We start from the raw sequence: 22902 nt of genomic DNA on the forward strand, positions 1-22902 counted from the left end.
TTATCGCGAACTTTCCCCGGTGCGCAGCGGTGCCGCAGGACCGGTAGCGACGCTACGCCTCGCCCTCGGCGGCGCGGTCGATCATGGAGGCGAGGAGTTCCGTGTCCGTGACGACCAGCGCGCCGCGGCGCCGTTCCAGCAGGCCCTGGCGCTCCAGCGCTTTCAAGGTGCGCGCCACCGCCTCGCGCCGGGTGCTCACCCGGGCCGCGATGTCGGCATGCACGGGCGGCGGCGACAGGATCGCGCGGCCGGGCACCTCCCTGTCGCGGCGGCCGAGACGGAGAAGCTCCGCATAGATCCGGTGCCGTACGTCCAGGGTGCTGAACTCGTTCACCCGGTTCGCGAGCATGCGGATCTGCGAAGCCATCAGCTGCATGACCTGGTCGCAGACGTCGGGATGGCGGTGGATCGCGTCCCTGAAGACCGGGGCCGGCATCCGTGCCACCACGGCATCGGTGACGGCGACGATCCCGGCCGAGCGCGCCCGGCCGTCCAGCGCCGCGAGCTCGCCGAAGAAGCCGCCGGCATCGATGTCGCGCAGGATCACGTCCTGGCCGGTGACGGAGCGGATCATGACGCGCACGGTCCCCGTGACCACGAAGAAGACGTCGGATCCCTCGTCCTGATAATCGATGATCCAGTCCTTGGCGGGCGCGCGCCGCCAGGAGCACTGCGTGTCGAGGCGGCCGATATCGGCGGCGTCGATCGAGCGGAACAGCGGAACCCGTGCGAGGGTCTCGGCATGGCGGAGCATGAGGCCTCCATGGCGTGGCCCACGCGCCTGCGCGGCTGGTCGGGCTTGGGTGCGCTCAGGGCGTCGTCGCGCGTCATGGTGTCACGACAGGCCTGCCGCGAAAAGCCGCACGGATCCGCATGCTGTGTTAAGGCCGGGCTTCACAATTCCGTTCTGCGCGATCCGCTCTGGGGCTCACCGCCCATGCGCCCGGACGAAGTCCACGAAGGCGCGCAGTGCGGCCGGCACGTGCCGGCGCCCGGGATAGTAGAGAAACCAGCCGGGAATGCGCTGCGACCAGTCCGCAAGCACTTCCACCACCTCGCCCCCGGCCAGCGCCTCCTCGGCATAACCCTCCAGCACCCGTGCGAGGCCGAGCCCGGCGGCTGCGCAGCGCACGGCCAGGGCGGCGCTGTTGAACGTCAGCGGGCCCTCGGGAAGGATCGTGACGTTGCGCCCGTCCTTCTCGAACCTCCAATGGAAGATCCCGCCGCCCGGGAAGCGATGGCGGATGCAGGAATGCGCCGCGAGGTCGCCGGGCTCCGAGGGAACGCCCTGGCGCGCGAGATAGTCCGGCGCGCCGAGGACCATGTAGCGCTGCGTGGGGCCGAGCGGGACCGCGATCATGTCCTGCGCGAGGTCCCCGTCGAAGCGGACGCCGGCGTCGAAGCCCCGCGCGACGATGTCGGTGATCGACGCATCCATGATGATCTCGAGATGGATCTCGGGATACCGGCGCAAGAACGGCTCGATCAGGGGGCCGAGGACATGGTTGGCCGCGGGCTCCGGCGCATTGATCCTGAGCGTCCCGGCAACCCTGTTCCGGGCGGCGTTCACCTCCTCGACCGCTTCGCCGAGCTCGGCCAGGGCGGGGCCCACGCGGCGCAGGAGCCGTTCCCCGGCATCGGTGAGGGCGACGCTGCGGGTCGTCCGGTTGAACAGCCGCACCTCCAGCCGCTCCTCCAGGTTTCGCACCGCCTGGCTGAGCGCCGAGGCGGAGACGCCGCGTTCCCTGGCCGTCCTGCGAAAGCTCCGGTTGCGCGCGACGGCGGCGAAGACCTCCAGATCGACAAGGCTGAATCCCGGCATTGTTAAGCTCCGCCTGAACAGATTATCAAGGATTGTGCATCCTATCGGGTCCCGCCGCTCCTGCTATCCTCGGTGCGCCTGAATGGGAAGGGCGCTGGCCGCCGGCGTCGGTGCCGGCCGGTCCGCCGCCCTTGCCGGAACGCGAGGATCCCCAATGACGAACGATCTCCCTGCATCGGGCGGGATGTATTCGCGCCGGCGGCTGCTTGCGGTCGCAGGCGGTCTCGGAGCGATGTCGATGACGCCGCTCCGGCCTGCGCTGGCCCAGGGCGCCGAGTTGCCGCCGACGCCCGAATGCACGCCGGCGGGCTCCGCGACACCCAGGCAGACGGAAGGGCCCTACTTCACCCCCCGCTCGCCCCTGAAGCGCGACTTCCGCGCCGATGCGCCCGGAGGCCGACGGCTGCTGCTGGCAGGCTTCGTCCTGACCACCGCATGCCGCCCGGTCCCTAGGGCCCTGGTCGATCTCTGGCATGCCGACGCAGCAGGCGCCTACGACAACCATGGCTACCGGCTGCGCGGGCACCAGTTCACGGACGAGCAGGGCCGATACTGGTTCGACACCATCATCCCCGGCGCCTATCCGGGACGGACCCGTCACCTTCACGTCAAGGTCCAGGCCGCCGACGGGCCGGTCCTGACGACGCAGCTCTACCTCCCGGGCGAGGCGGGCAACCGCCGCGACCGGCAGTTCGACGAGGCGCTTCTGATGCGCGTCTCCGACACCGGGGCCGGGCTGGCCGGCCGGTTCGACTTCGTCCTCGGCCAGCCCTGACGCCCGGCATGAGGGAGCCGACCGCATCCCCGATCGGCGGATCCCGGCAACCGCCTGCGCCGCCCGACCGCGCCCGCCACCCGACCGAGCGGCGCCTGCGCCTGGCTTCTGGGCTGATCCTCTTCGCCTATGCGACCTGCCACTTCGTCACGCATGCCTTCGGCCTGCTGGGGGTGCCGGCCATGGAGACGGCCAGCCGGGCTTTGCTGCTTCCTTGGAGGATCCCGCCGGGCATGGCGCTGCTCTACGGCGCGCTGCTGGTCCATGCCTGGCTCGGGCTGACCGCCCTGTCGCGGCGACGCCATCTGCGCATGCCCCCGGCGGAGGCATTCCAGCTCTGGCTTGGGCTGACGATCCCCTGGCTGCTCATCGGCCATGCCGTGAACGTCCGGATGGGCGAGATCGCCTACGGGCTCGACGATTCCTACTGGAGGCTCGTTCATCACTACTGGATCGCGGCGCCGAAGCAGGGGCTGATTCTCCAGCTTCTGCTGCTTGTCGCGGTATGGACCCATGGCTGCATCGGGCTCCGCTTCCTGTTCCGCATCCAGCCGTGGTTCTTCCGGTGGTCGGCGCTGCTCGGCGCCCTCGCGCTGCTCGTTCCCGTCCTCGCGATCGCCGGGATCCTGAATGCCGGGGCGGACCTCGACCGGCGTATGGCCGCGGATCCATCCCTGGCACAGCGGCTCGCCCCGCCTGCCGGGGGCACGCCCGCGGCTGCGGATCTCGGCCGTCTGGAGGGGGTCGCCACCGGCCTGACCCAGGGCTATCTGGGTCTGCTGGCGGGGGCGCTCGCGCTGCGCATGGGCCGCTACTGGCACGCGAGACGGTCGCGGCCGGTGCGGGTCTCCTATCCCGGCGAGCGCGTGGTCACGGTGCCGCGCGGCTTCTCGGTCCTCGAGGCGAGCCGCTGGGCCGGCATCCCCCATGCCTCGGTCTGCGGCGGCAGGGGGCGATGCTCGACCTGCAGGATACGCGTAACGGCGGGGGCGGACGCCCTGCCGCCGCCGGGCCCCGTGGAGCGCGCGACCCTGGAACGCCTCGGCATGCCGCCCGGCATGCGCCTCGCCTGCCAGGTGCGGCCGTCGGCGGACCTGGCCGTCACCCCGATTCTCGCGGCCGGCGGAACCGGCAACCTCCCGGATCCCGTGCTGGCCGGCCTGCTCGATGGCAGTGGGCGCGAGCTGATGGTGTCGGCGCTGTTCACCGACCTCCGGGAGTCGACCCGCATCGCGTCGAACCGCCTGCCATACGATGCGCTCTACATCGTCGACCGCTACGTCCGGGCCGTGACGGATGCAGTCGCGGAGAACGGGGGCAGGGTGACGAGCGTCGCCGGGGACGGCGTGATGGCCGTCTTCGGCCTGCGGGGCGAACCCGAGGGATCCTGCCGGGACGCGCTCCATGCCGCCCTTGCGATCTGGAACGCCGTCGATGCGCTCGGGCGCGAGTTCCAGCATGATCTCGGCCGCCCCCTGCGCTGCGGCATGGGCATCCATTCCGGCCTGTCGGTCGTGGGCTTCGTCGGAGCCGCCGACCATGGTCCGGGTCGCACGATCCAGTTCCTCGGCGATACCGGCAACGTCGCCGCCAAGCTCGAGGAGGCGACGAAGCGGTGGGAATGCACGCTGATCCTGTCGAAGGACGCCGCCGCGCTGTCCGGCATCCTTGCCGGCGACGAACTTCCGTCCGGCATCCAGGAGGTCCAGGCAAGGGTTCCCGGGCGTGACGCGCCCATCGCGGCCCTCGCCGTCCGGGATCCTGCCGCGCTCGCGGCGCGTCTCGGCGCGCGCAGCGCGCGCAGGCGCCGCGCCTTCAAATAAGGGGTCCGGCCCGCCCGGTGTCAGGCCGGTCGGAGCGCTCAGAGCTCCCTGCCGACCGCGTGGTCGAGGGAAAACGGCCCGCCGCCCTGGAAGGAGATGAACAGGGCCAGGAAGCCGAGCATCACCGGGTACTCGATGCCGCGGTCGATCCAGGGCCAGGTCGGTCCCAGCGCGATCGAGATGAAGGCCATCTGCACGGCCATCATTGGGGCGATCAGGCGCGTGAGGAAGCCGAGGGCGAGGGCGATGCCGCCAAACGTCTCCAGGATCGCCACCATGACGGCGAGCTGCGGTGCGAAGGGAAGGCCGAGAGTGCCCGAGATCAGGTTCATGGAGCCCGCCATGGGATCCGCCATGGATCCGTGGGACGTCCCCAGGATCTTCGGCAGGCCATGGGTCAGCATCGTCACGCCGAATGCGAAGCGCAGAAAGGCGTATGTGACGGGGGCGAGCCGGGCGTAGAACCCGCCAAGGGCAGGAATGACCAATCTCCCGGTGCGATCCGTTCCGGGTCGCGACCGAAGACGGGGCCAAGACGTATACTCGTTCTCTCGTGCCATGCCGTGATCTCCTGTCCTGGTTTCCGTCGCCCTGGTGGCGACGACGCAGTGCAGGCTATGGCGCCCCGCCAGACCCCCTGGTGCGAAAGGGCACAGATCCTCGCCAGCCCTCGGAAACGGCCGGAGTGTGCGTTTTGGCACCGAGCGCCGCGGCGGCAGATGTCAGCTTCCTCTCATCGCGGAGCCGGGAACGGCCCGCTCCACCGAGAGGAGATAAGACAATGCATGTGATCCGCATCGCGACCTTCGGCCTCGCCACGCTGCTGCTGGCCGGCCCGGCCCTCGCCAACGAGCCGCGGACCCTGGAGAACCTGTTTCCCGGCTGGACGGCGGAGCAGACCGGCCTTCCCTCCGAGCGCGCCGGCAGCACCGAAGGCTCCCGCGTCCGGGATTTTGCGACCGAAGACCGCTACGAGACCGGCGACCAGGTGGCCGTCGCTCCCGGCAAGTCCGCTCCGCGCTTCGCAATGGCTTCGGTCCTGAGCGAGAACGATGCCGTCACGGGCCCCTACTCGCGCCAGTAGGAAACCCGTGCCGTGCGGCGACCCGCAGGCAATGGCGGCGGCATCCCCGCGGCCGCCATTGCCCGCCCCACGATGCAGGGGGCAGGCGCCGGGTGTGGCGGCTTCCTTCCATCACGGAGCCGGGCATCGTCGGCTCCGCGGGCAGGAGAAACGGCAATCCCGGATCGTACCCGACACGATGTCGTCGCCATGGCCAATCCACCAGGCCTGTCGACGACTTCGAGGACGCAGCTTCACAATCTATTGAAACGCGCTTTTGGACCGGGCGGGCCCAAGCGCCACCGGCCGCCGCCGCGCGCGCAGGGGCGCCCGTTCGGTCGCCTGGAACGTAGCGGGCAGGCTGATCACGGCGCGCAGCCCGCCATCCGGCCTGTTCTCCAGGAAAATGTCGCCCCCATGCCCGCGGGCGATCGAGCGCGCAATGGGAAGGCCAAGGCCAACGCCGCCCGTGCGCCGGTTCCGCGACGCCTCGAGCCGCACGAAGGGTTCGAAGACGCGCTCGAGGTCGGCCGGCGCAATGCCCGGCCCGAGATCGTCCACGACGACGCGGATCTCGCCGCCGTCATGGATCATGGCGACCCTGGCCGAGCCGCCGTAGGATATCGCGTTCTCCACGAGGTTCCGCACGACCCGCCGCATGGCCGAGGGGCGGCATACCACCGGAAGCTTCGCCGCCTCGTCGAAGGTCACCGGAGCGCCGAGATCGGCCATGTCCTCGCACACGCTCCCGACCAGGGAGGCGAGATCCACGCTCCGCGCCTCCTCGCCGCCCTCCTCGCGCGCGAAGGACAGCATGGCCTCGGCCGTGAGCCGGAGCTCCTCCACATTGTCCAGCATGCGCTGCTTGGTCTCGCCCTCGTCGAGCATCTCGACCCGCAGGCGCAGGTTGGTGATGGGTGTCCGCAGGTCATGGCTGACCGCCGCCAGCATGCGCGTGCGATCGTCGACGAAGCGCCGCAGCCGGGCGCTCATGGCGTTGAAGGCCGCCGCGGCGCGCCGGACCTCGATGGGTCCTTTCCGCTCGTCGAGCTCGACCGCCTCGCCGCGTCCGAGCCGCTCCGCCGCTTCGCTGATCGATTTGAGCGGACGGGAGATGCGGCTGGAAATGAAGAAGGCGACCAGCGCCATCATCACGATGGACGAAAGGATGGACGTGTACATGGCATTGCCGGACACCGGCGGCCGGGTCTGGTAGGTGGCTGCGTTCAGCCAGCGGCCGTCGGGGAAGAGGGCGGACACCACGAACTTCAGCTCCTCCGATCCATCCGGCGCCACCAGGGCTTCGCCGGATGGCCGCTTGATCAGCACCCGCACATCCCTGACGCCGTCCGCGACCATCGTCCTCAGCCGGTCGCGCGCGGCAAGGGCTTCGGGCGTTGGCTCTATGTGGGCGGCGAGGGCCTCGGTGCCCCACCAGAACCGGAACTGGGGGCTGCTGACCGCCTCCAGCACGTCCTTGTGCAAGGGGTCCGGGGCCGCCGAGATCAGCCGGATGGCGGCCGCGGTCTTGGCGATCGTGCTGCCGATCTGAATCTGCTGCACGGCGAGGGCCTGCTCGTCCCTGTAGGCAAGCCAGCTGCCCAGTTTCGCAACGATCATGGCCGCCGTCAGGAGAAGGACCATCTGCGTGAAGAGCGTCCGGGGCACGGCGTGGCGAAGGAGTTTGATCACGGCAGTTCCCTCACACTGACGGCGAAGCAGTAGCCGCCACCCCAGACCGTCTTGATCAGGCCGGGGTTGCGCGGATCGGTTTCCACCTTGCGGCGGAGGCGGCTGACCTGATTGTCGATGCTGCGGTCGAAGGCATCGGCCACGCGGCCTTTGGTCAGGTCGAGCAGCTGGTCCCGCGACAGCACGATGCCGGGGTGGCGAACGAAGGCCTCCAGCAACAGGAACTCCGACGTGCTCAGCGAGACGGCCACGCCGTCGGCGCCCGTCAGCTCCCGCCGTCCCAGATCGAGCACCCAGCCGTCAAATTCCACGCGCTTGCTCGCGCCGCGCCGCCCGCCGGGATCCACGGGCAGGCTGCGGCTGCGGCGCAGCACCGCCTTGATGCGCGCCAGCAGCTCACGCGGCTCGAATGGCTTCGCGACATAGTCGTCGGCCCCCATCTCGAGCCCGACGACCCGGTCGGTGGATTCGCCGAGCGCGGTCAGGAAGATGACGGGCACATCGGTGGTTTCCCGCAGGTGCCGGCAAAGGCTGAGGCCATCCTCGCCCGGCATCATGATGTCCAGCACGACGAGATCCGGCGCGGTGGTGCGCAGCACGCGCCGGCAGGCCGCGGCATCCTCCGCCGCGGTGACGCGCAGCCCGTGGCGCTCGAGATAGCGGGTCAGCGTCTCGCGGATATCGCGATGGTCATCGATCAGGAGCACATGTGCGGGGGTGTCGTCGGTCGTCAGCATGGGATCCTGGCGGAACTGGCAGCGCCGTTGATCGAAACCTTGGCATGAATGCCCAGGCAGCCAAAGAGTGAAACTGTAAGAAATTGTGTCAGCCCGGAAATCCAACACAGACCGATACACAATACCGGTCCGGCCGACACACTCTGACGACATCTGCTCCCCATAACTGAGCCCGTCGGCTGAAGCCCTCGGCCGACGCCCCGGCCGGAGCCGCGGCCCCGATTGCTTGATCCCGGCCGCGTGGCGCGGATCCAGGCGGGGCCCGGCGACGAGGACCGGTCGCATTCGGCGAACATCGATCCCGGCTCGAGCACGGGCCGGCGTTCACACAGCAGAAGGACTACGACCATGAAGGCCATCGCAACTGGCTTCGCCATTCTCCTGGTTGCCGGCAGTGCCATCGCCGGCGAAGGAACTCCCAACCCGATTTTCCCGGGCGGCTTCGCCGTCGCCCCGGGCACGTCGGCGGCAGGCCTCGCCGACACCCGCGCCACGGCCGGCCTCGTCGACACCAATGCCCTGGCTTCCATCGCGGAGCCGGCGGAAGGCCCGACCCGCTATGACGCGATCCCGGCCTACGACGCGCCGGCCCAGCGGAGTTCCAACTTCGACCCCGCCACCACCGGGCCCTTCTCGCGCCAGTGACACGGCGGACGGCGCAAGCACCGACCCGAAGCGGCAGCCTCGCGTCCGAAGCGCTGCCGCCGGTCGGGAACGGAACCGACCAATCCCTGCCGCGTCGGCGGCACGCTCTACCGAGAGGAGATAAGACAATGCATGTGATCCGCATCGCGACCTTCGGCCTCGCCACGCTGCTGCTGGCCGGCCCCGCCCTCGCCAACGAGCCGCGGACCCTGGAGAACCTGTTTCCCGGCTGGACGACGGAGCAGACCGGCCTTCCCTCCGAGCGCGCCGGCAGCACCGAGGGCTCCCGCGTCCGGGATTTTGCGACCGAGGACCGCTACGAGACCGGCGACCAGGTGGCCGTCGCTCCCGGCAAGTCCGTTCCGCGCTTCGGGAGGTCGCCGATCCTGAGCCAGGACGATGCCGTCACGGGCCCCTACTCGCGCCAGTAGGAAACCCGTGCCGTGCGGCGACCCGCAGGCAATGGCGGCGGCATCCCCGTGGCCGCCACTGCCTGCCCCACGGTGCAGGGGGCAGGCACCCGCGGGTCCTGAACGAAGGAGAATCGCGCAGGAATCGCGGATTTTCCTGCCTGGATCGCCCAGGCCCCCAGGACTATTTTGAAATCGCAAATCTTCTTGGCGGCTCCAACCAATTCTTTGACCGAAGTCCACGATATCCAGGAAAAGCGAAAAGAAGCGGAAGACGCCGCCGGGGGAATCCGGCCGCAAATCCAAGCAGTATTTGCCGAAATCGCATACCCCCTGGAAATGCCGCGACGGCGGCGGTCCCGGCAAGGGAATTCGCGCGGCCCGGGTATCGGCCCTGGCGCTGCATCTTCATCAGGAGACCAGCCGGCGGCCTGACGGCCGCCAGGGCGGAAAGGACGGGATACAGCGTATGGTTCGTCATTCAATGCGCATCGTCGGTGCGGTCCTTGCCGTGGTCTCGCTCGCCGGATCCGGGCTCCTGTGGCGGAGCTTCGGTGCAGCGCCGCCGCAGGCGCAGGCCCAGGTGCGGCCGCCGGGGCCACCGGCCGTCGTCGTGGCGCGCCCGGTCACCCGCGAGATCGTTGAACGGCGCGAGTTCGCCGGCCGCTTCGAGCCGAGCGCCGCGGTCGAGATCCGCGCCCGCGTGTCCGGACACCTGCAGACCATCACGTTCTCGGACGGCGACCTCGTCCAGGCCGGACAGCTCCTCTTCACGATCGATCCGCGCCCCTTCCGCGCGGCGCTGGCCGAGGCGCGCGCGCAGCTCGCCAGCGCCGCCGCCCAGGTCGAGCTCGCCGATCTCGAGCTCAGCCGCGCCGAGCAGCTCGTCAGCACCAGCGCCGCCTCGCGGGCGACGCTCGACCAGCGCCGGCAGCAGAAGAAGGCGGCCGATGCCGCCCGCGCGCTCGCCGAGGCGTCGGTGAACCGCGCCGAGATCGATCTCGGCTTCACCGAGGTCCGCGCCCCGTTCACCGGGCGCGTGTCGAACCGCCGCCTCGATGTCGGCGCCCTCGTCACGGACGGGGCGATGCTCACCACGCTGGTCGCGCTCGATCCCGTCTACTTCGTCTTCGATATCAGCGAGCAGGACATGCTGGCCTATCAGGAGGCCGCGCGCCAGGGAACGCTCCCGGTCCTCAACGGGCGGCAGATCCCGGTCGAGGCGCGGGCCCAGGGGAACGGGGACTGGCCCCACCGGGGCGTCATCGATTTCGTCGACAACAGGATCGAGGCCGGGGCCGGAACGATCCGCGCCCGCGCTCGCATCTCCAATGCCGAGGGGCTCGTCACGCCTGGCCAGTTCGGGCGCGTGCGCCTGCCCTTCTCCGGCAGCTACCAGGCGATGCTGGTTCCCGAAGCGGCTCTGCTGACCGACCAGGCCGACCGCGTGGTGCTGACCGTCGATGCGGAGGGGACGGTGCGCTCCTCCAGGGTGACGCTCGGCCCGCGGCAGCCCGACGGCACGCGCATCGTGCGCAGCGGCATCGGCCCCGACGACCGGGTCATCGTCAACGGCCTGCTGCGCGCCCGGCCGGGACAGAAGGTGACGGCGCAGCCCGCCGAAGGCGAGGCGCGCGCGGCCGCGCCCGGCGCCGCCCCCCGGACCGGAAGCTGAGGAGTCAGCCGATGCGCCTTGCCCATTTCTGCATCGACCGGCCGATCTTCGCGACGGTGCTGTCGGTCCTGATCGTGCTGGTCGGCCTCGCCGGCTACGTCACCCTGCCCGTGGCGCAGTATCCCGAGATCGCGCCGCCCACGGTGGTCGTGAACGCGCAGTACCCCGGCGCTTCGGCCGAGGTCGTCAGCAACACGGTCGCCGCGCCGATCGAGCAGGAGATCAATGGCGTCGAGAACATGCTCTACATGTCCTCGCAGGCGACCGGGGACGGCCAGCTCTCCATCACCATCGCCTTCACGCTCGGCACCGATGTCGACGAGGCCCAGGTGCTGGTGCAGAATCGCCTCTCCGTCGCGGAGCCGCGCCTTCCCGAGGAGGTGCGCCGCCTTGGTGTCACCGTGCGCAAGTCGTCGCCGGACATCCTGATGGTGCTCCAGCTCTTCTCGCCGGACAATTCGCGCGACCAGCTCTATCTCGCCAACTACGTGACGCTGCAGGTCCGCGACGCGCTGCTGCGCGTGCCGGGGGCCGGCGACGTGCGCATGCCGGCCTCTCGCGACTACGCGATGGTGATCTGGCTGGATCCCGACCGCGTCGCCGCGCGCAACCTGACGGCCGGAGAAGTGGTGGAGGCGCTGCGCGCGCAGAACGTTCAGGTCGCATCCGGCGTGATGAACCAGCCCCCGGTGCCGACGGACGGCGCGTTCCAGCTCAATGTCGAGACGCTCGGGCGCCTGTCCGACCCCGCGCAGTTCGAGGACATCGTCGTGCGCACCGACGCCGACGGGCGCGTCACCCGGGTGCGCGACATCGCACGGGTCGAGCTGACCGCGCAGACCTATCGCGCCGGCGCCAATTTCGATGGCCGGCCGGCCCAGCCGGTCCAGGTGTTCCAGCAGCCTGGCTCCAACGCGCTGGAGACGGCGGAGCGCGTCGCCGCGGAGATGCGCCGGCTCGGGGAGCGCCTCCCGGCAGGCGTCGCCTACGACATCCCCTTCAACCCGACGCAGTTCATCGACGAATCCGTCAGCGAGGTCTACAGGACCCTGGGCGAGGCGATCCTCCTGGTCGTCGTCGTCGTGGTGCTCTTCCTGCAGACATGGCGCGCCGCGGTGATCCCCATCCTCGCCATCCCGATCTCGCTGATCGGGACATTCGCCGTGATGGCCGCGCTGGGCTATTCCCTGAACAACCTGACCCTGCTCGGCCTTGTGCTGGCGATCGGCATCGTCGTGGACGACGCCATCGTGGTGGTCGAGAACATCGAGCGGCATCTGCGCCGCGGCGTACCTCCGCGGGAGGCCGCACACCGCTCCATGGACGAGATATCGACGGCGCTGGTCGCGATCGCGCTCGTGCTCTCGGCCGTCTTCATCCCCGCGGCGCTGGTGCCGGGAATCACCGGGCAGTTCTTCCGGCAGTTCGCCGTGACCATCGCCGCCTCAACCATCATCTCGGCCTTCGTGTCGCTGACGCTCAGCCCGGCGCTCGGGGCGCTGCTGCTGCGGCCGCACGCGCCGGAGGCCCGCCGCCGGCGGGGGCCGCTCGGCTGGATCGAGCGCGGCTTCTCGGCCTTCAACGGCGGCTTCGAGCGCGTCTCGCGGGGATATGGCGGGATCACCCGGCGGGTCGTGCGGCTCGGCGCGCTGACGCTGCTTCCCTATGCGGGACTGCTGGCCCTCACGGCTTTCCAGCTCGAGCGCACGCCGCGCGGCTTCATCCCCGAGCTGGACCAGGGATACTTCATCACCTCCGTCCAGCTTCCCCCCGGCGCGTCGCTGTCGCGCACGGAAGCCGTCATGACCGATCTGTCGAACCGGCTGATGGAGATGGACGGGGTGGAGCATGTGATCGCGGTGGCCGGGCTCGACGGCGCGACCTTCACCAACGCCCCCAGCAGCGGCGTCGCCTTCGTGACCCTGGAACCCTTCGCCGAGCGGGCGGCGCGGAACCTCGGCGTCGATGCCATCATGGCGGCGATGGCCCGGCGGACGGCCGACCTCGCCGAGGCGCGCCTGATCCCGATCAAGCCGCCCTCCGTGCGGGGCATGGGCAATGCCGGCGGCTTCAAGATGATGGTGCAGGACCGGAACGGCGCATCCCCTGCCGAGCTGGAATCCGTGCTGCGCGCCGTCGTGGCGGAGGCCGCGCGCCATCCGGAGCTGGTCCGGGTCTTCACGCCGTTCAGCACCGCGACGCCGAAGCTCTATGCCGACATCGACCGGACGAAGGCGGAGATGCTCGGCGTGCCGGTGAGCCGGGTGTTCGAGACGCTCGAGGTCTATCTCGGCTCGTCCTACGTGAACGACTTCAACCTGCTGGGCCGGACCTTCCAGGTGCGCGCCCAGGCGGACGGCGCGTTCCGGCAGGATCCGGAAGTGATCGCCGGCTTCAGGACCCGCAGCGACAGCGGCGCCATGGTCCCGCTGAGCTCCGTCGCGACCTTCGAGGAGCGCACGGGTCCCTACCGGGTGCCACGCTACAATCTCGCGGCGGCCGGCGAGGTGCAGGGGGCTGCCGCGCCGGGCGCCTCGACCGGCGCCGCGCTCGACCGCATGGAGCGGATCGCCGCCGAGACGCTGCCCGAGGGCTACGGCTTCGAATGGACCGAGCTCGCCCTGCAGGAGCGGCTCGCCGGCGGGTCCGGCCTGATGGTCTTCGCGGCCTCGATCGTCTTCGTCTTCCTGCTGCTCGCCGCGCAGTACGAGAGCTGGGCGCTTCCGCTCTCGGTCATGCTGATCGTGCCGCTGTGCCTGCTCGCGGCGGTGAGCGGCATCCTGGTCATGTCAATGGACGTGAACATCCTCTCGCAGATCGGCTTCGTGGTGCTGATCGGTCTCGCCGCCAAGAACGCCATCCTGATCGTCGAGTTCGCCCGCCAGCGCGAGGAGGACGGGGCGAGCCCGGCGGAGGCCGCCACCGAGGCCGCCCGCGTGCGCCTGCGTCCGATCGTCATGACCTCGCTCGCCTTCATCCTCGGCGTGGTGCCGCTGGTCTTCGCCACGGGGGCCGGGGCGGAGCTGCGCCAGGTCCTCGGCGTCGTGGTCTTCGCCGGCATGCTGGGCGTCACGCTGTTCGGGCTGATCTTCACCCCAACCTTCTACGTGATCTGCCGCCGGATGGCGGACCGGTTCGGCACGGCGCGGCTCGGGGCGGAGCATGGCTGAGGTATCGCCGCTGCTCGGGGCCGCGCCTGGACCGGACCGCTGTCGATCCGGACGATCGCGCATGGAAGCCGGACTTTCCTGGATCGCAGGGCCGCCGGCCGGTTCGTAGCCTGCGAACACGCCGCAGCGGCCGCCACGGGACACCCGGAGCAAGCATTCCATGATCGTCCTCACCACGCCCACCGGCAGCATCGGCCGGAAAGTCCTCGGGACCATTCTTCGAAGGCGGCGCGCCCTTCCGCGTGATCACGCGCGATCCCTCCAGGCTTGATTCCCCTGGCCTTCCGGCCGAGACGCGCGGGCGCATCGACGTCGTTCAGGGCTCGCACGGCGACGCCGACGTCGCCGACCGGGCGTTCGTGGACGCCGTGTTCTGGCTCGTGCCTCCGATCCCTGGCGCGCACAGCCTCGATGCCGCCAATCTGGACTTCACCCGACCCGCCTGCGAGGCGATCCGGAAGCGCGGGGTGAAGCGGGTGGTCGCGGTCTCGGCCATCGGCCGCGGGTGGCCCGGCATGCCGGGCTGGTCTCGGCGGCGCTGGCGATGGAGGATCTGATCGCGGGCACCGGCGTGGGCTTCCGGGCGCTGGGGATACCGTCGTTCACGGACAACCTCCTGCGTCAGGTGGAACCCATCAGGAGCCAGGGCGTCTTCTTCTCGCCGATCGCGCGGGATCTCAGGCTGCCGACCTGCGCGACGCGCGACATCGCGGCTGGCGCCGCCGGGCTGCTCCTGGATCCCACCTGGAGCGGGTCGGGAACCGTCCCGGTGCTGGGCCTCGAGACCTGTCCTTCGACGGCATGCCCGGGACCATGTCGGAGGTGCTGAAAAGGCCCGTGCGCTTCCAGCAGATCCCGTTCGAGGCCTACAAGGCCAGGCTGGTCGAGCGCGGCATGCCGGAGGCCATGGCCCACATGATGAGGGCCAAGGATGCCGGCCTCGACCGCACCGAGCCGCGCACGCCGCAAGCCTGCACCCCCACGACCTTCCGCCAGTGGTGCGAGGACGTCCTGAAGCCCGCCGTCCTCGGCTGACGGGAGGCGGAAGCAGTCATGCTTCGGGCGGCCTCTCGGCTGTTTCGCTGTATCGAGGTGTGGCCTGGCGCTTCGCGCAGGCCACACCTCCTTCGGCATGCGCCCCAGCTTGGACTGGCCGTCGGGCCGCACCCCTCCCCACGAGCAGTGCCGGGTTCGGCCGCTCACCTTCGCCATGCATCCGGCTGGTCCAGGCACTGGAAGGATTTGCCGCCGCGGATATGCTCGCAACGGCCGGACAGAAGCCGGCCGATATTGGTATCGCGGAAATGCGGCCAGCCGGTAGCCAGCGCCGCAGCCAGAAGCACAAGAACGATCAGGACATCGCGGCCGGTCATTCGTTCCTACGATTGACATCACGCATTCGCCGGCACCCCGAGGCCGATCCTCGGTCTGTGAACGCTCCTCTTTGCCAGTGCGATAGTGACCAAGCGCTGGGCTCCCTTCAACCCCGACCATCCGGGCCTGCGGATCACCGCGGACGAAGCCGGCTGCCTGCGTTGCAGCCACACGGCGTCCACCCCGCCGATGACTCCGCACCATCCGCAATTCCGGGTGGGATTCGCCACATCGCCGGATGCGGATCGAACCTAAAAATCATCCCAAGACAGCAAGTCATTCGCCGCTGCCGGAGAGCAGGATCGCAAGAACACGTCGCCCATGCCGCTAAACACGTGCCCCTGATTACATGAGCGAGGCCCGAAGATGCTTCCATTTCATGGACACAGCCGTACCTTCCGCGCCCTGGTGCCGACGCGGGACGACATGCCGGACGCAAGGCGCCGGGCGCTGCTGCGGGGGATCGTGAGGCAGGGGGTCTCCGTGCCCGTCGCCTGCATCCTCATCGGGTCGGGGACCCGGGGACCCGCCGCGGCCCTGGCCGCGGACGGCCAGCCGCCCGGCCCACCCCCCGGGCATGCCCGGTCCGCCATGCCGCGGATGCTGGTCCGCGACTTCGCCGACCCCTACCTCGAGCTGGTCCGCCTGCTCCGAGAGGCGGCGGAGATCGAGCATGCGCTGATGGTCCAGTATCTCTATGCCGCGTTCTCGGTCCGTCCGGCCTACCAGGGCATCGTCGGCCACGGCGATCCCAATGCGGAAACGCTGCTGGGCGTGGCCGTGCAGGAGATGCAGCACCTCGGCGCAGTCAACCGGCTGCTGGTCGAGATCGGGGCCTCGCCGCACCTGGAGCGCCAGGACTTCCCCTACGAGCCCGACATATATCCCTTCCCCTTCGTGCTGGAGCCGCTGAGCCGGGCCAGCCTCGCCAAGTACGTCTACTGCGAGGCGCCGGCAGACTTCGCTCCGGTCGGCGCCGGGCCCGAGGAGGAAGCGCGCTTCCGGCGCGATATCGACGCCTTCCTCGGCGCCGGGGTCCGGCCCAACCATATCGGCGGCCTCTACGGCACGCTCATGGACGTGCTGAAGGAACTGCCGGCGGAACGGGTGGCCGGGCGCGACGCCTGGCTCGATGAGCTCGCCCGGATCTCCGACGAGGGCGAGATCGAGCACTACGCCTTCTTCCGGAGCCTCTTCATGGGACGGCATGCCGGCTTCGGCGGCGTCGAGCGCGTCTGGGACCGGGATCCGGCCGACCCGCTCTACCCCGCCCATCCGCTGCCGGTCGCGCCGACCGCCTTCCTCGGCCATGTCGGCCAGATCCGCGATGCCGAGGCGCAGGGGCTCGCCTGGCTCGGCAATCTCCACTACTGGATCACGCTGTGCCTGCTCGACATCTCGTACCGGACGGGGAGCGAGGAGGCGCTGGACCTGGCGCGCGGCCAGATGCTGGGCCCGCTGTGGTCGCTCGCCCGCCACATGCCGACCCTCGGCGCGGCGCTGGCATTCGACTCTCTCAGCATGGGCTACGCCCCGGGCACGACGCCCGAGCACAGCCAAGCGTTCGTCCTGCATCTGGCGCGGGAGGCCGGCCGGCTGGCGGAGGGCCTGCGCCACAGCCTGCCCACCGACTATCCGCAGGAGACAAACCTGCTGACGGCCACCGCGCTGAAGGGAGATCCGCTCCGCGGCGAGACGCGGCGCCTCTAGCATCGTCCGGTCCGGCCGCGCGGCCACCCGGCCGGACCGGGCGGCCGAAGCCGGCGATCTCGGCATGGAGGTCGGCAAGGTCTTCTGCGACAATCCCGCGCCGCCAGACATCGCGCCCGGGGCCTGAGAGGGGCGACGGATGGATATGGTGCGGCCATCGGCCCGGAAGCCTGCCGCGGCTCGATGCGACAGGACCGTCGCCGCAGGGAGTACGGACTTGATCACGACGCTTGCCGTCTCCGGCTACCGGTCGCTGCGCGAGCTCGTGGTTCCCCTGGGAGCCCTGACGATCATCACGGGCGCCAATGGCAGCGGCAAGACCAGCCTCTACCGGTCGCTCCGGCTTCTGGCGGAAACCGCGCAGGGCAGGCTGGTCGCGACGCTTGCCGCCGAGGGCGGGCTGTCTTCCACGCTCTGGGCGGGTCCGGAGAGGTTCAGCCGGTCCATGCGCTCGGGGAGCGATCCCATCCAGGGCACGGTGCGCAAGGGACCGATCAGCCTGAAGCTCGGCTTTTCCGGCGACGAATTCGGCTACGCCGTCGACCTCGGCATCCCGCCCCCCGGCAACCCGTTTCCACGCGACCCCGCCATCAAGGTCGAGGCGATGTGGACCGGCGAGGTCCTCGGCCGCACCACGATGTTCGCCGAGCGCCGCGGGTCCTTCGTCCGGCTCCGCTCCTCGCGGACCCATGAGTGGCGCGAGGCGACGGAGAGCCTTTCACCATTCGATTCGATGGTGACGCACTGTGCTGATCCCGATGATGGTGCCGAGCTTCTTGCGATGCGCGAACGGATGCGGGACTGGCGCTTCTACGATTCGCTCCGCACCGACCCGGAAGCACCGGCGCGGCGCCCCCAGGTGATGACCTACACGCCGGTGCTTGCCAGCAACGGCGCCGACCTCGCGGCCGCGATCGCCACCATCCGCGCGATCGGCGACCGTTCCGCCCTCCGCGATGCCGTCGAGCAGGCCTTCCCCGGCTGCCACCTCGAAGTCGAGGACGGCGACTATGGCGGTCTCCTTCTGCATCAGCACGGGCTCCTCCGTCCCTTGCGCGCGGCCGAGCTTTCCGATGGCACGCTCCGCTACCTGCTGCTCATGGCCGCGCTTCTGTCGCCGCGCCCGCCCGAGCTGATGGTGCTGAACGAGCCGGAAGCGAGCCTCCACCCGTCCCTGATGCCGTCTCTGGCCCGCCTCCTCGCCCTGGCTGCCCAGCGTTGTCAGATCGTTCTCGTCAGCCACAACGAGGACCTGCTGAGGGCTCTGCGTGACGGCGACGACTGCCGGGAAGTCCGTCTGGAAAAGAGCCTCGGAGAGACGAGCATGCCCGATGCCGGGATGCCGCGCTGGAACTGGCCGAGCCGCTGAGGCGAGCGAGAAAGAGGGGGCGGAGGCGCCATGGAATTCCTGCTGTTCGTGGCGCTGGTCGCTGCCGCCTATTACCGCATCGACAGGCGCCTGAAGGGGCAGGCGCGCGAGATCGGCGAGTTGCGGCAGGCGCTCGCTCGCCTGACGGCTGGCCAGGTGCCGAGCTCCGATCCTGCTCCCACCCCCGCCGTGGAGATGGCACCGGCCGAACCGGTACCGGAACACGTCCCTGCCATGGCTGCGCAAGCGCCTCCCCTGCTGGCGCCGGAAACCGTCCGATCCCGCTGGCGCGAGCTGGAGGAGGCGCTGGCCTCGCGCTGGCTGATCTGGCTCGGCGGCGCCACCATGGCGCTTGCCGCCGCCTTCTTCGTCAAGATGTCGGTCGACCAGGGCTGGCTGGGGCCAGGCGTCCGCATCGCACTGGGCATGCTGGCCGGAGCCGGGCTGATAGCCGGCGGCGAATGGCTGCGGCGCCAGCCGGACCAGCGCGCCATCGCCGCCGTGCGCCCCGACTACGTACCTCCGGCCTTGACCGGGGCGGGGCTTTTCGCGGCCTTCGCAAGCGTCTATGGCGGCTTTGCATTGTTCGAGCTCTTCCCGCCGCTGGTCGCATTCGCGCTGCTTGCGGCGCTGTCGCTGACCGGCATGGGGCTTTCTCTCCTGCAGGGTCCGTTCATCGCCGCTCTGGGGCTGCTCGCCGGCTTCGTGACCCCGCTGCTGGTGCCTTCGGACGACCCGATGGCCTGGGGCCTGTTCCCCTATCTGCTGGCGCTGTCTGCGGCCGCGATGGCCTTGGTCCGGTGGCGCAGGTGGGGCTGGCTCGGCTGGGGAACGCTGGCCGGGGCAGCGCTATGGCCGCTGCTGTGGTTCGTCGATGCCTGGAAGGACGGCGACGCGCTGCCCGTCGGCCTTTACCTGGTGCTCGCGGCCGCCCTGTTCCTGATGCCCGCGGCGCTCGGCGAATGGAACGAAACCGAGCACGAGGAGGCACGGCCGGTCTCCGGGTGGCGCGCGGCGCTGCCCACCTGGGCACTGCGCCGCCGCCGCCACCCCGCCGACCGGCTGGCGATGACGGCCATGCGGGTGCTCGGGGCCCTGGCTGCCGGAAATGTCTGGATGGACGGGCACGGCGGCGTATCGCTCACCCTGATGGGACTGTTCGCGCTGATGTCTCTGGTCGTCGCGCGGCAGGTGGAGCGGCTGGCAGGAATTGCCTGGACCGCCGCCCTTGTCGTGGCAGCGGCGCTGACGCCCTGGAATCTGCCCGTCGTGCCGGACCAGCCGCCTGTCCTGAGCGCGGAGGGGCAACCGCTCCTGCCGGCGGTGACCGATGGCCTGCCCGGCGAAGTCCTTCGCTTCCTGTGGGTGACGGGCGGCTTCGCGGCATTGTTCGGGATCGGCGCGTTCATCGTGCTGTGGCAGGTGCGGCGGCTTGCCCTGTGGGCGTCGCTCTCGGCAGTGACGCCCCTGGGGCTGCTGGCTCTTGCCTATGCGCTGGTCGAGCCGCCTTACACTGCCGCCGCCTGGCCGGCGGCGGCGCTCGGCCTGGCGGCATTGCTGGTCGGCGCCACGGCAGCGCTGGGGCGGCATCGCCACCGGCCGGGCGCCTCGCTGGGCATGGCGGCCTTCGCGGCAGGCGCGGTCGGCGCAATCTCGCTGGGCGCGACCATGATCCTGCGCGAGGCATGGCTGACGGTGGCGCTGTCACTTCAGGTGCCGGTGCTCGCCTGGCTCGAGCGCCAGCTGAACCTCCGCGCGCTGCGTGGCGTGGCCCTGCTGGTGGCCGGCGCCGTGCTGGTCCGCCTGGTCATCAACCCCTATGTGCTCGACTACGAAGGCCTGGCCTGGATCTTCTATGGCTACGGGTTGCCGGCCGCCGGCTTCCTGATCGCCGCGCACTGGATGCGCGGGGCGCCGGATGGGCGTGGCGACGATCTCACGGTCATGGTGCTGGAGGCAGGCGGGCTGATCTTCACCGTCCTGATGATCTCGCTCGGCATCCATCACTGGATGGCCGGCAGCCTGGCGGAAGCGCCGTCGACCCTGGCCGAGACGGCCCTTCACACCTTGTCGTGGCTCGGGCTGGCCGTGCTGCTGGCCATCGACCCGCGCTGGAACGCGCGCCTGGTGGCGGTGTGGGGGCGTCGGGTCCTGACGATCCTGGCAGCGGCGCAGGTCGTGGCGCTGCACATGCTGGAGCTGAACCCGCTCTGGACCATCGAACCCGTCGGCGACTGGCCCGTGATGAACCGCCTTCTCCTCGCCTATGGCCTGCCGGGCCTGCTGGGGGTGGCCTATCTCTGGCTGGACCCACCGCGCCCCGCACGCCTGCGGCAGGTCCTGCCGCTGCTGCCCGCCGCGCTGTTCGCGCTGAACCTGGCCCTGGAGATCCGGCGGGCGTTCCAGGGGCCCGTGCTGTCCGGCGGCGTCATGACGGATGCCGAATGGTACAGCTACTCCGCCGGGTTTCTGCTGTTCGCCCTGGCGCTGCTCGTGGCCTCCCTCCGCCTCGGCTGGGGCTGGGTCCGGCATGCCGCGCTCGCGCTGGTGCTCGCGGTGGTCGCCAAGGTCTTCCTCAGCGACATGAACGACCTGGAAGGCTTCTACCGCGTCGCGTCCTTCCTCGGCCTGGGCGTGAGCCTGGTCGCCATCGGCTATTTCTATCAGCGGGTGCTGCTTCCCTCGGTCCGTGGGGAAGGCGACTGAAAGCGCGACTTGGCACTGACGCCACGATGGACGTCACCAAACCTCCGCAAGCGTCGCGACTCCCGCCGCCGCGGACCTGCCCGGTCCCGCCGGCGAATCCGACGGCCGGCCCTTCACCAGGCGGATCGCCGCCACTTTCGCGACGCGGGCGCTGACCGCGGCAAGCATCGCGTTCACGAGCTGCATGGCGCGATGAAGCTCCCGCTCGCCCTCGGGTGCGTGCCCCTGCGCCATGCGTCCGGCGAGATCCTCGCGGATCTCGAGCAGCGCCCGGATGTCGTGATCGGTCCAGTCCGCGGGACGCCTTCCCGAGATCAGCAGGCCGTTCACCCGCTCGCGCGCCTGCCGAACCGCTGGATCGAACATGATGGGCTCCCGCTCCCGCATCCGGCTTTCCCGGACGGAATTTGCCTTTCAGGCAATGTGCGCAGCCTATCATGTTCTCTCTTCGTTCTCAATCGCCAGCCCCGCCCGGGAATGCGGCGGCCGTCATGCCGGATAGCCCGTTCCCGCGGTGAGGCCCGCCTTGACGAGATGCAAGGTTCCGACGAGCTGCCGATGGATCACGGGATCGTGCATGGCGCGCCGGAAAGCCTCGGCCTGCGAGCGGAGTTCGTCTTCCAGATTGGGTGGACGCTCCCCGCGGGTCTGGGGATATACGAAGTCGGGTATCGTCGACAGCGCCCACGGCACCGCGATCAGGTCTGCAGCGCAGGCAAGGAAGTTCGCGACGGCCGCCTCGACCGACAGCCCTCGCCGGGAATGCTCCCACAGGACCCGGTCGAGCAGCATCGCCTCCTGCGCGGCGACGCTCATGCCATGGCCGTAGACGGGGTTCAGGCGGCACATGGCGTCTCCGATCGGAAGCAGGCGGCGCGGCAGCAGGCCCGGCTGCTCGAAGCGCCGCCAGACGCTCTCGCGGAAGCCGAAGCGCACGATCTCCGAGTGAGCGAACGCGCCCTGCAGCGCGTTCGCGATGGTTGGCGACGCGAGGGTGCTTGCATAGGCAAGGAAAGATGCAAGATCGCCGGGCGGCCGGTCGTCCCCGCGACCGACGAGCAGGACCTGCCAGCTCGTCGGTCCGATGCGGAGCATGTAACCGGTCCTGCTGCTCTCCGGCGCCCGCGGCAGCGTGATCAGCGCACCGAAGCCGAGCTCGACGGAGGACGGAATCGAGAACACGCCGGTGGAGTAGCCGAGGTCGACGCCGATGGCAGTCCGGGTCGGGGCGCCGCGGCCCGTCGCCTGCAGGCAGGCCAGCGTGGGGGCAGCCTGGCCGGACGCATCGACCACGAGGTCGGCCGCGAGTTCCAGGACTTCGCCGTCCGCCCTGACGCAGCGTACCCCGGTGGCCGTCGCACCGTCCCGGGAGACGAGGATCGCGGCGGCGCGGGCTCCGTGGCGGAACTCGACATTGGCTCGGCCCGAGATCCGCCTGTACAGCACCTGCTCGAGCAGGGGGCGGGTCATCGCGAAGGTCGACAGACCGAGATCCCGTTTCGGGAGGACGCCGATATCCGGGATCTCCCACCGCATGTCCCGGCCGCAGCAGAGAGGGGCCGCGCCGGCGGCGCGCAGGTCGCGCTCGAAGCCGGGCAGCAGGTCTGAAAGGGCCATCAGCCCGCCGCACATCAGGACGTGCGGATGTCGGCCCTGCGGCACCCCCGGCCGTGGACGCGCGTCCTCCGGCCTTTCGTCGCGATCGAGAACGGTCACCTTTTCGAAGAAGTCGGCCAGCGTCCGGGCGACGCAGAGCCCGGCGATGCCCGCCCCGATGACGACGGCCTCCTTGCCGATCGGCAGCTTCATGGAGTCCTCTGGTGCTGGAGATTCGCAGGATTGGGATTCGGTGGGGATCCGGCGGGGCCCGCCGGCGGCGGTCCGGCTCGACGGGATCACGCCTTGCCGGTGCCGATGCCGTATGACGCCGG

20 protein-coding genes and 1 pseudogene are annotated in these 22902 nt (G+C 70.2%); 13 read left to right on the forward strand and 8 right to left on the reverse strand.

Translation table 11 applies throughout. From position 1 onward, the window contains the following. Positions 1–52: 52 nt before the first annotated feature. Positions 53–754: a Crp/Fnr family transcriptional regulator gene (locus JUB13_RS22695; RefSeq protein WP_207482951.1), complete on the reverse strand. Its 702-nt coding sequence runs from the start codon at positions 752–754 to the stop codon at positions 53–55. 174 nt (positions 755–928) lie between these two features. Then, the gene (locus JUB13_RS22700; protein WP_207482953.1) at positions 929–1822 is read right to left on the reverse strand and encodes a LysR family transcriptional regulator; all 894 of its coding nucleotides are present in this window, start codon (positions 1820–1822) and stop codon (positions 929–931) included. A 154-nt stretch (positions 1823–1976) separates the two neighbouring features. Between JUB13_RS22700 and JUB13_RS22705 the strand changes: the two genes are divergently transcribed. Continuing rightward, positions 1977–2597, forward strand: a complete 621-nt coding sequence (locus tag JUB13_RS22705; protein WP_207482955.1) for a dioxygenase family protein — start codon at positions 1977–1979, stop codon at positions 2595–2597. A gap of 8 nt (positions 2598–2605) precedes the next feature. Next, positions 2606–4420, forward strand: coding sequence for an adenylate/guanylate cyclase domain-containing protein (locus tag JUB13_RS22710; RefSeq protein ID WP_207482957.1), 1815 nt, complete (start codon positions 2606–2608; stop codon positions 4418–4420). A gap of 38 nt (positions 4421–4458) precedes the next feature. Here JUB13_RS22710 and JUB13_RS22715 read toward each other — a convergent pair whose 3' ends face one another. Further along, a complete protein-coding gene (locus JUB13_RS22715) occupies positions 4459–4908 on the reverse strand; it encodes a DoxX family protein (protein ID WP_207482958.1) in 450 nt (149 codons plus the stop codon). Positions 4909–5201: 293 nt separating this feature from the next. On the opposite strand from JUB13_RS22715, the gene JUB13_RS22720 reads away from it, so the two are divergent. Beyond that, positions 5202–5504, forward strand: a complete 303-nt coding sequence (locus JUB13_RS22720; protein WP_207482960.1) for a hypothetical protein — start codon at positions 5202–5204, stop codon at positions 5502–5504. A 240-nt stretch (positions 5505–5744) separates the two neighbouring features. Here the strand turns inward: JUB13_RS22720 and JUB13_RS32115 are convergent, their stop codons facing one another. Next, positions 5745–7175 (reverse strand): sensor histidine kinase, encoded by a 1431-nt coding sequence (locus JUB13_RS32115; protein ID WP_207482962.1) that lies wholly within the window; start codon positions 7173–7175, stop codon positions 5745–5747. Then, on the reverse strand, positions 7172–7912 hold the full coding sequence (locus tag JUB13_RS22730; RefSeq protein ID WP_207482964.1) for a response regulator: 741 nt from the start codon (positions 7910–7912) through the stop codon (positions 7172–7174). The genes JUB13_RS32115 and JUB13_RS22730 overlap by 4 nt, the downstream gene beginning before the upstream one ends. A 348-nt stretch (positions 7913–8260) precedes the next feature. Between JUB13_RS22730 and JUB13_RS22735 the strand changes: the two genes are divergently transcribed. The 7 genes and pseudogenes from JUB13_RS22735 (at position 8261) to JUB13_RS31540 (ending at position 14847) form a co-directional block, all read left to right on the forward strand. Continuing rightward, positions 8261–8557, forward strand: coding sequence for a hypothetical protein (locus JUB13_RS22735; protein ID WP_207482966.1), 297 nt, complete (start codon positions 8261–8263; stop codon positions 8555–8557). 128 nt (positions 8558–8685) lie between these two features. Continuing rightward, entirely contained in the window at positions 8686–8988 is a 303-nt protein-coding gene (locus JUB13_RS22740; RefSeq protein WP_207482969.1) for a hypothetical protein, read from the forward strand. Positions 8989–9436: 448 nt separating this feature from the next. Further along, positions 9437–10642 (forward strand): efflux RND transporter periplasmic adaptor subunit, encoded by a 1206-nt coding sequence (locus tag JUB13_RS22745; RefSeq protein ID WP_207482971.1) that lies wholly within the window; start codon positions 9437–9439, stop codon positions 10640–10642. A gap of 11 nt (positions 10643–10653) precedes the next feature. Further along, entirely contained in the window at positions 10654–13812 is a 3159-nt protein-coding gene (locus tag JUB13_RS22750) for an efflux RND transporter permease subunit (protein ID WP_207482973.1), read from the forward strand. 239 nt (positions 13813–14051) lie between these two features. Continuing rightward, a pseudogene (locus JUB13_RS31530) lies at positions 14052–14369 on the forward strand (NAD(P)H-binding protein); the annotation flags it as partial. Then, positions 14357–14641, forward strand: a complete 285-nt coding sequence (locus tag JUB13_RS31535) for a Rossmann-fold NAD(P)-binding domain-containing protein (protein WP_236025152.1) — start codon at positions 14357–14359, stop codon at positions 14639–14641. The pseudogene JUB13_RS31530 and the gene JUB13_RS31535, both read left to right, overlap by 13 nt. Continuing rightward, the gene (locus JUB13_RS31540) at positions 14635–14847 is read left to right on the forward strand and encodes a hypothetical protein (protein WP_236025153.1); all 213 of its coding nucleotides are present in this window, start codon (positions 14635–14637) and stop codon (positions 14845–14847) included. Before JUB13_RS31535 ends, JUB13_RS31540 begins: the two co-directional genes overlap by 7 nt. Positions 14848–15011: 164 nt before the next feature. Here the strand turns inward: JUB13_RS31540 and JUB13_RS22760 are convergent, their stop codons facing one another. After that, positions 15012–15185, reverse strand: coding sequence for a hypothetical protein (locus JUB13_RS22760; RefSeq protein ID WP_207482975.1), 174 nt, complete (start codon positions 15183–15185; stop codon positions 15012–15014). A 367-nt stretch (positions 15186–15552) separates the two neighbouring features. Between JUB13_RS22760 and JUB13_RS22765 the strand changes: the two genes are divergently transcribed. The 3 genes from JUB13_RS22765 (at position 15553) to JUB13_RS22775 (ending at position 20971) form a co-directional block, all read left to right on the forward strand. Further along, positions 15553–16896, forward strand: coding sequence for a ferritin-like domain-containing protein (locus JUB13_RS22765; RefSeq protein WP_207482978.1), 1344 nt, complete (start codon positions 15553–15555; stop codon positions 16894–16896). A gap of 217 nt (positions 16897–17113) precedes the next feature. Further along, complete coding sequence (locus JUB13_RS22770) at positions 17114–18265, forward strand: AAA family ATPase (RefSeq protein ID WP_207482980.1); 1152 nt, start codon at positions 17114–17116, stop codon at positions 18263–18265. Between the two features lie 30 nt (positions 18266–18295). Further along, complete coding sequence (locus JUB13_RS22775) at positions 18296–20971, forward strand: DUF2339 domain-containing protein (RefSeq protein ID WP_207482982.1); 2676 nt, start codon at positions 18296–18298, stop codon at positions 20969–20971. Positions 20972–21004: 33 nt separating this feature from the next. On the opposite strand, the gene JUB13_RS22780 is transcribed toward JUB13_RS22775, so the two are convergent. Both JUB13_RS22780 and JUB13_RS22785 read right to left on the reverse strand, forming a co-directional pair. Further along, complete coding sequence (locus JUB13_RS22780) at positions 21005–21337, reverse strand: hypothetical protein (RefSeq protein WP_207482984.1); 333 nt, start codon at positions 21335–21337, stop codon at positions 21005–21007. Positions 21338–21460: 123 nt separating this feature from the next. Further along, positions 21461–22780 carry an FAD-dependent oxidoreductase gene (locus JUB13_RS22785; RefSeq protein WP_207482987.1) on the reverse strand — a complete coding sequence of 440 codons (1320 nt, stop codon included), beginning with the start codon at positions 22778–22780 and terminating at the stop codon, positions 21461–21463. Between the last annotated feature and the right edge of the window lie 122 nt (positions 22781–22902).

The sequence above is a fragment of the Arenibaculum pallidiluteum genome (genome assembly GCF_017355985.1).
GTDB lineage: Bacteria > Pseudomonadota > Alphaproteobacteria > Azospirillales > Azospirillaceae > Arenibaculum > Arenibaculum pallidiluteum.

Excerpts from the sequence above, each read along its gene's own strand:
- JUB13_RS22710 (WP_207482957.1), top strand. The coding sequence starts at position 2,606 with ATGAGGGAGCCGACCGCATCCCCGATCGGCGGATCCCGGCAACCGCCT.
- JUB13_RS22695 (WP_207482951.1), bottom strand. The coding sequence starts at position 754 with ATGCTCCGCCATGCCGAGACCCTCGCACGGGTTCCGCTGTTCCGCTCG.
- JUB13_RS22700 (WP_207482953.1), bottom strand. The coding sequence starts at position 1,822 with ATGCCGGGATTCAGCCTTGTCGATCTGGAGGTCTTCGCCGCCGTCGCG.
- JUB13_RS22735 (WP_207482966.1), top strand. The coding sequence starts at position 8,261 with ATGAAGGCCATCGCAACTGGCTTCGCCATTCTCCTGGTTGCCGGCAGT.
- JUB13_RS22775 (WP_207482982.1), top strand. The coding sequence starts at position 18,296 with ATGGAATTCCTGCTGTTCGTGGCGCTGGTCGCTGCCGCCTATTACCGC.
- JUB13_RS22740 (WP_207482969.1), top strand. The coding sequence starts at position 8,686 with ATGCATGTGATCCGCATCGCGACCTTCGGCCTCGCCACGCTGCTGCTG.
- JUB13_RS22730 (WP_207482964.1), bottom strand. The coding sequence starts at position 7,912 with ATGCTGACGACCGACGACACCCCCGCACATGTGCTCCTGATCGATGAC.
- JUB13_RS22720 (WP_207482960.1), top strand. The coding sequence starts at position 5,202 with ATGCATGTGATCCGCATCGCGACCTTCGGCCTCGCCACGCTGCTGCTG.
- JUB13_RS22780 (WP_207482984.1), bottom strand. The coding sequence starts at position 21,337 with ATGTTCGATCCAGCGGTTCGGCAGGCGCGCGAGCGGGTGAACGGCCTG.
- JUB13_RS22765 (WP_207482978.1), top strand. The coding sequence starts at position 15,553 with ATGCTTCCATTTCATGGACACAGCCGTACCTTCCGCGCCCTGGTGCCG.
- JUB13_RS22785 (WP_207482987.1), bottom strand. The coding sequence starts at position 22,780 with ATGAAGCTGCCGATCGGCAAGGAGGCCGTCGTCATCGGGGCGGGCATC.
- JUB13_RS31535 (WP_236025152.1), top strand. The coding sequence starts at position 14,357 with ATGGAGGATCTGATCGCGGGCACCGGCGTGGGCTTCCGGGCGCTGGGG.
- JUB13_RS22745 (WP_207482971.1), top strand. The coding sequence starts at position 9,437 with ATGGTTCGTCATTCAATGCGCATCGTCGGTGCGGTCCTTGCCGTGGTC.
- JUB13_RS22705 (WP_207482955.1), top strand. The coding sequence starts at position 1,977 with ATGACGAACGATCTCCCTGCATCGGGCGGGATGTATTCGCGCCGGCGG.
- JUB13_RS22760 (WP_207482975.1), bottom strand. The coding sequence starts at position 15,185 with ATGACCGGCCGCGATGTCCTGATCGTTCTTGTGCTTCTGGCTGCGGCG.
- JUB13_RS22750 (WP_207482973.1), top strand. The coding sequence starts at position 10,654 with ATGCGCCTTGCCCATTTCTGCATCGACCGGCCGATCTTCGCGACGGTG.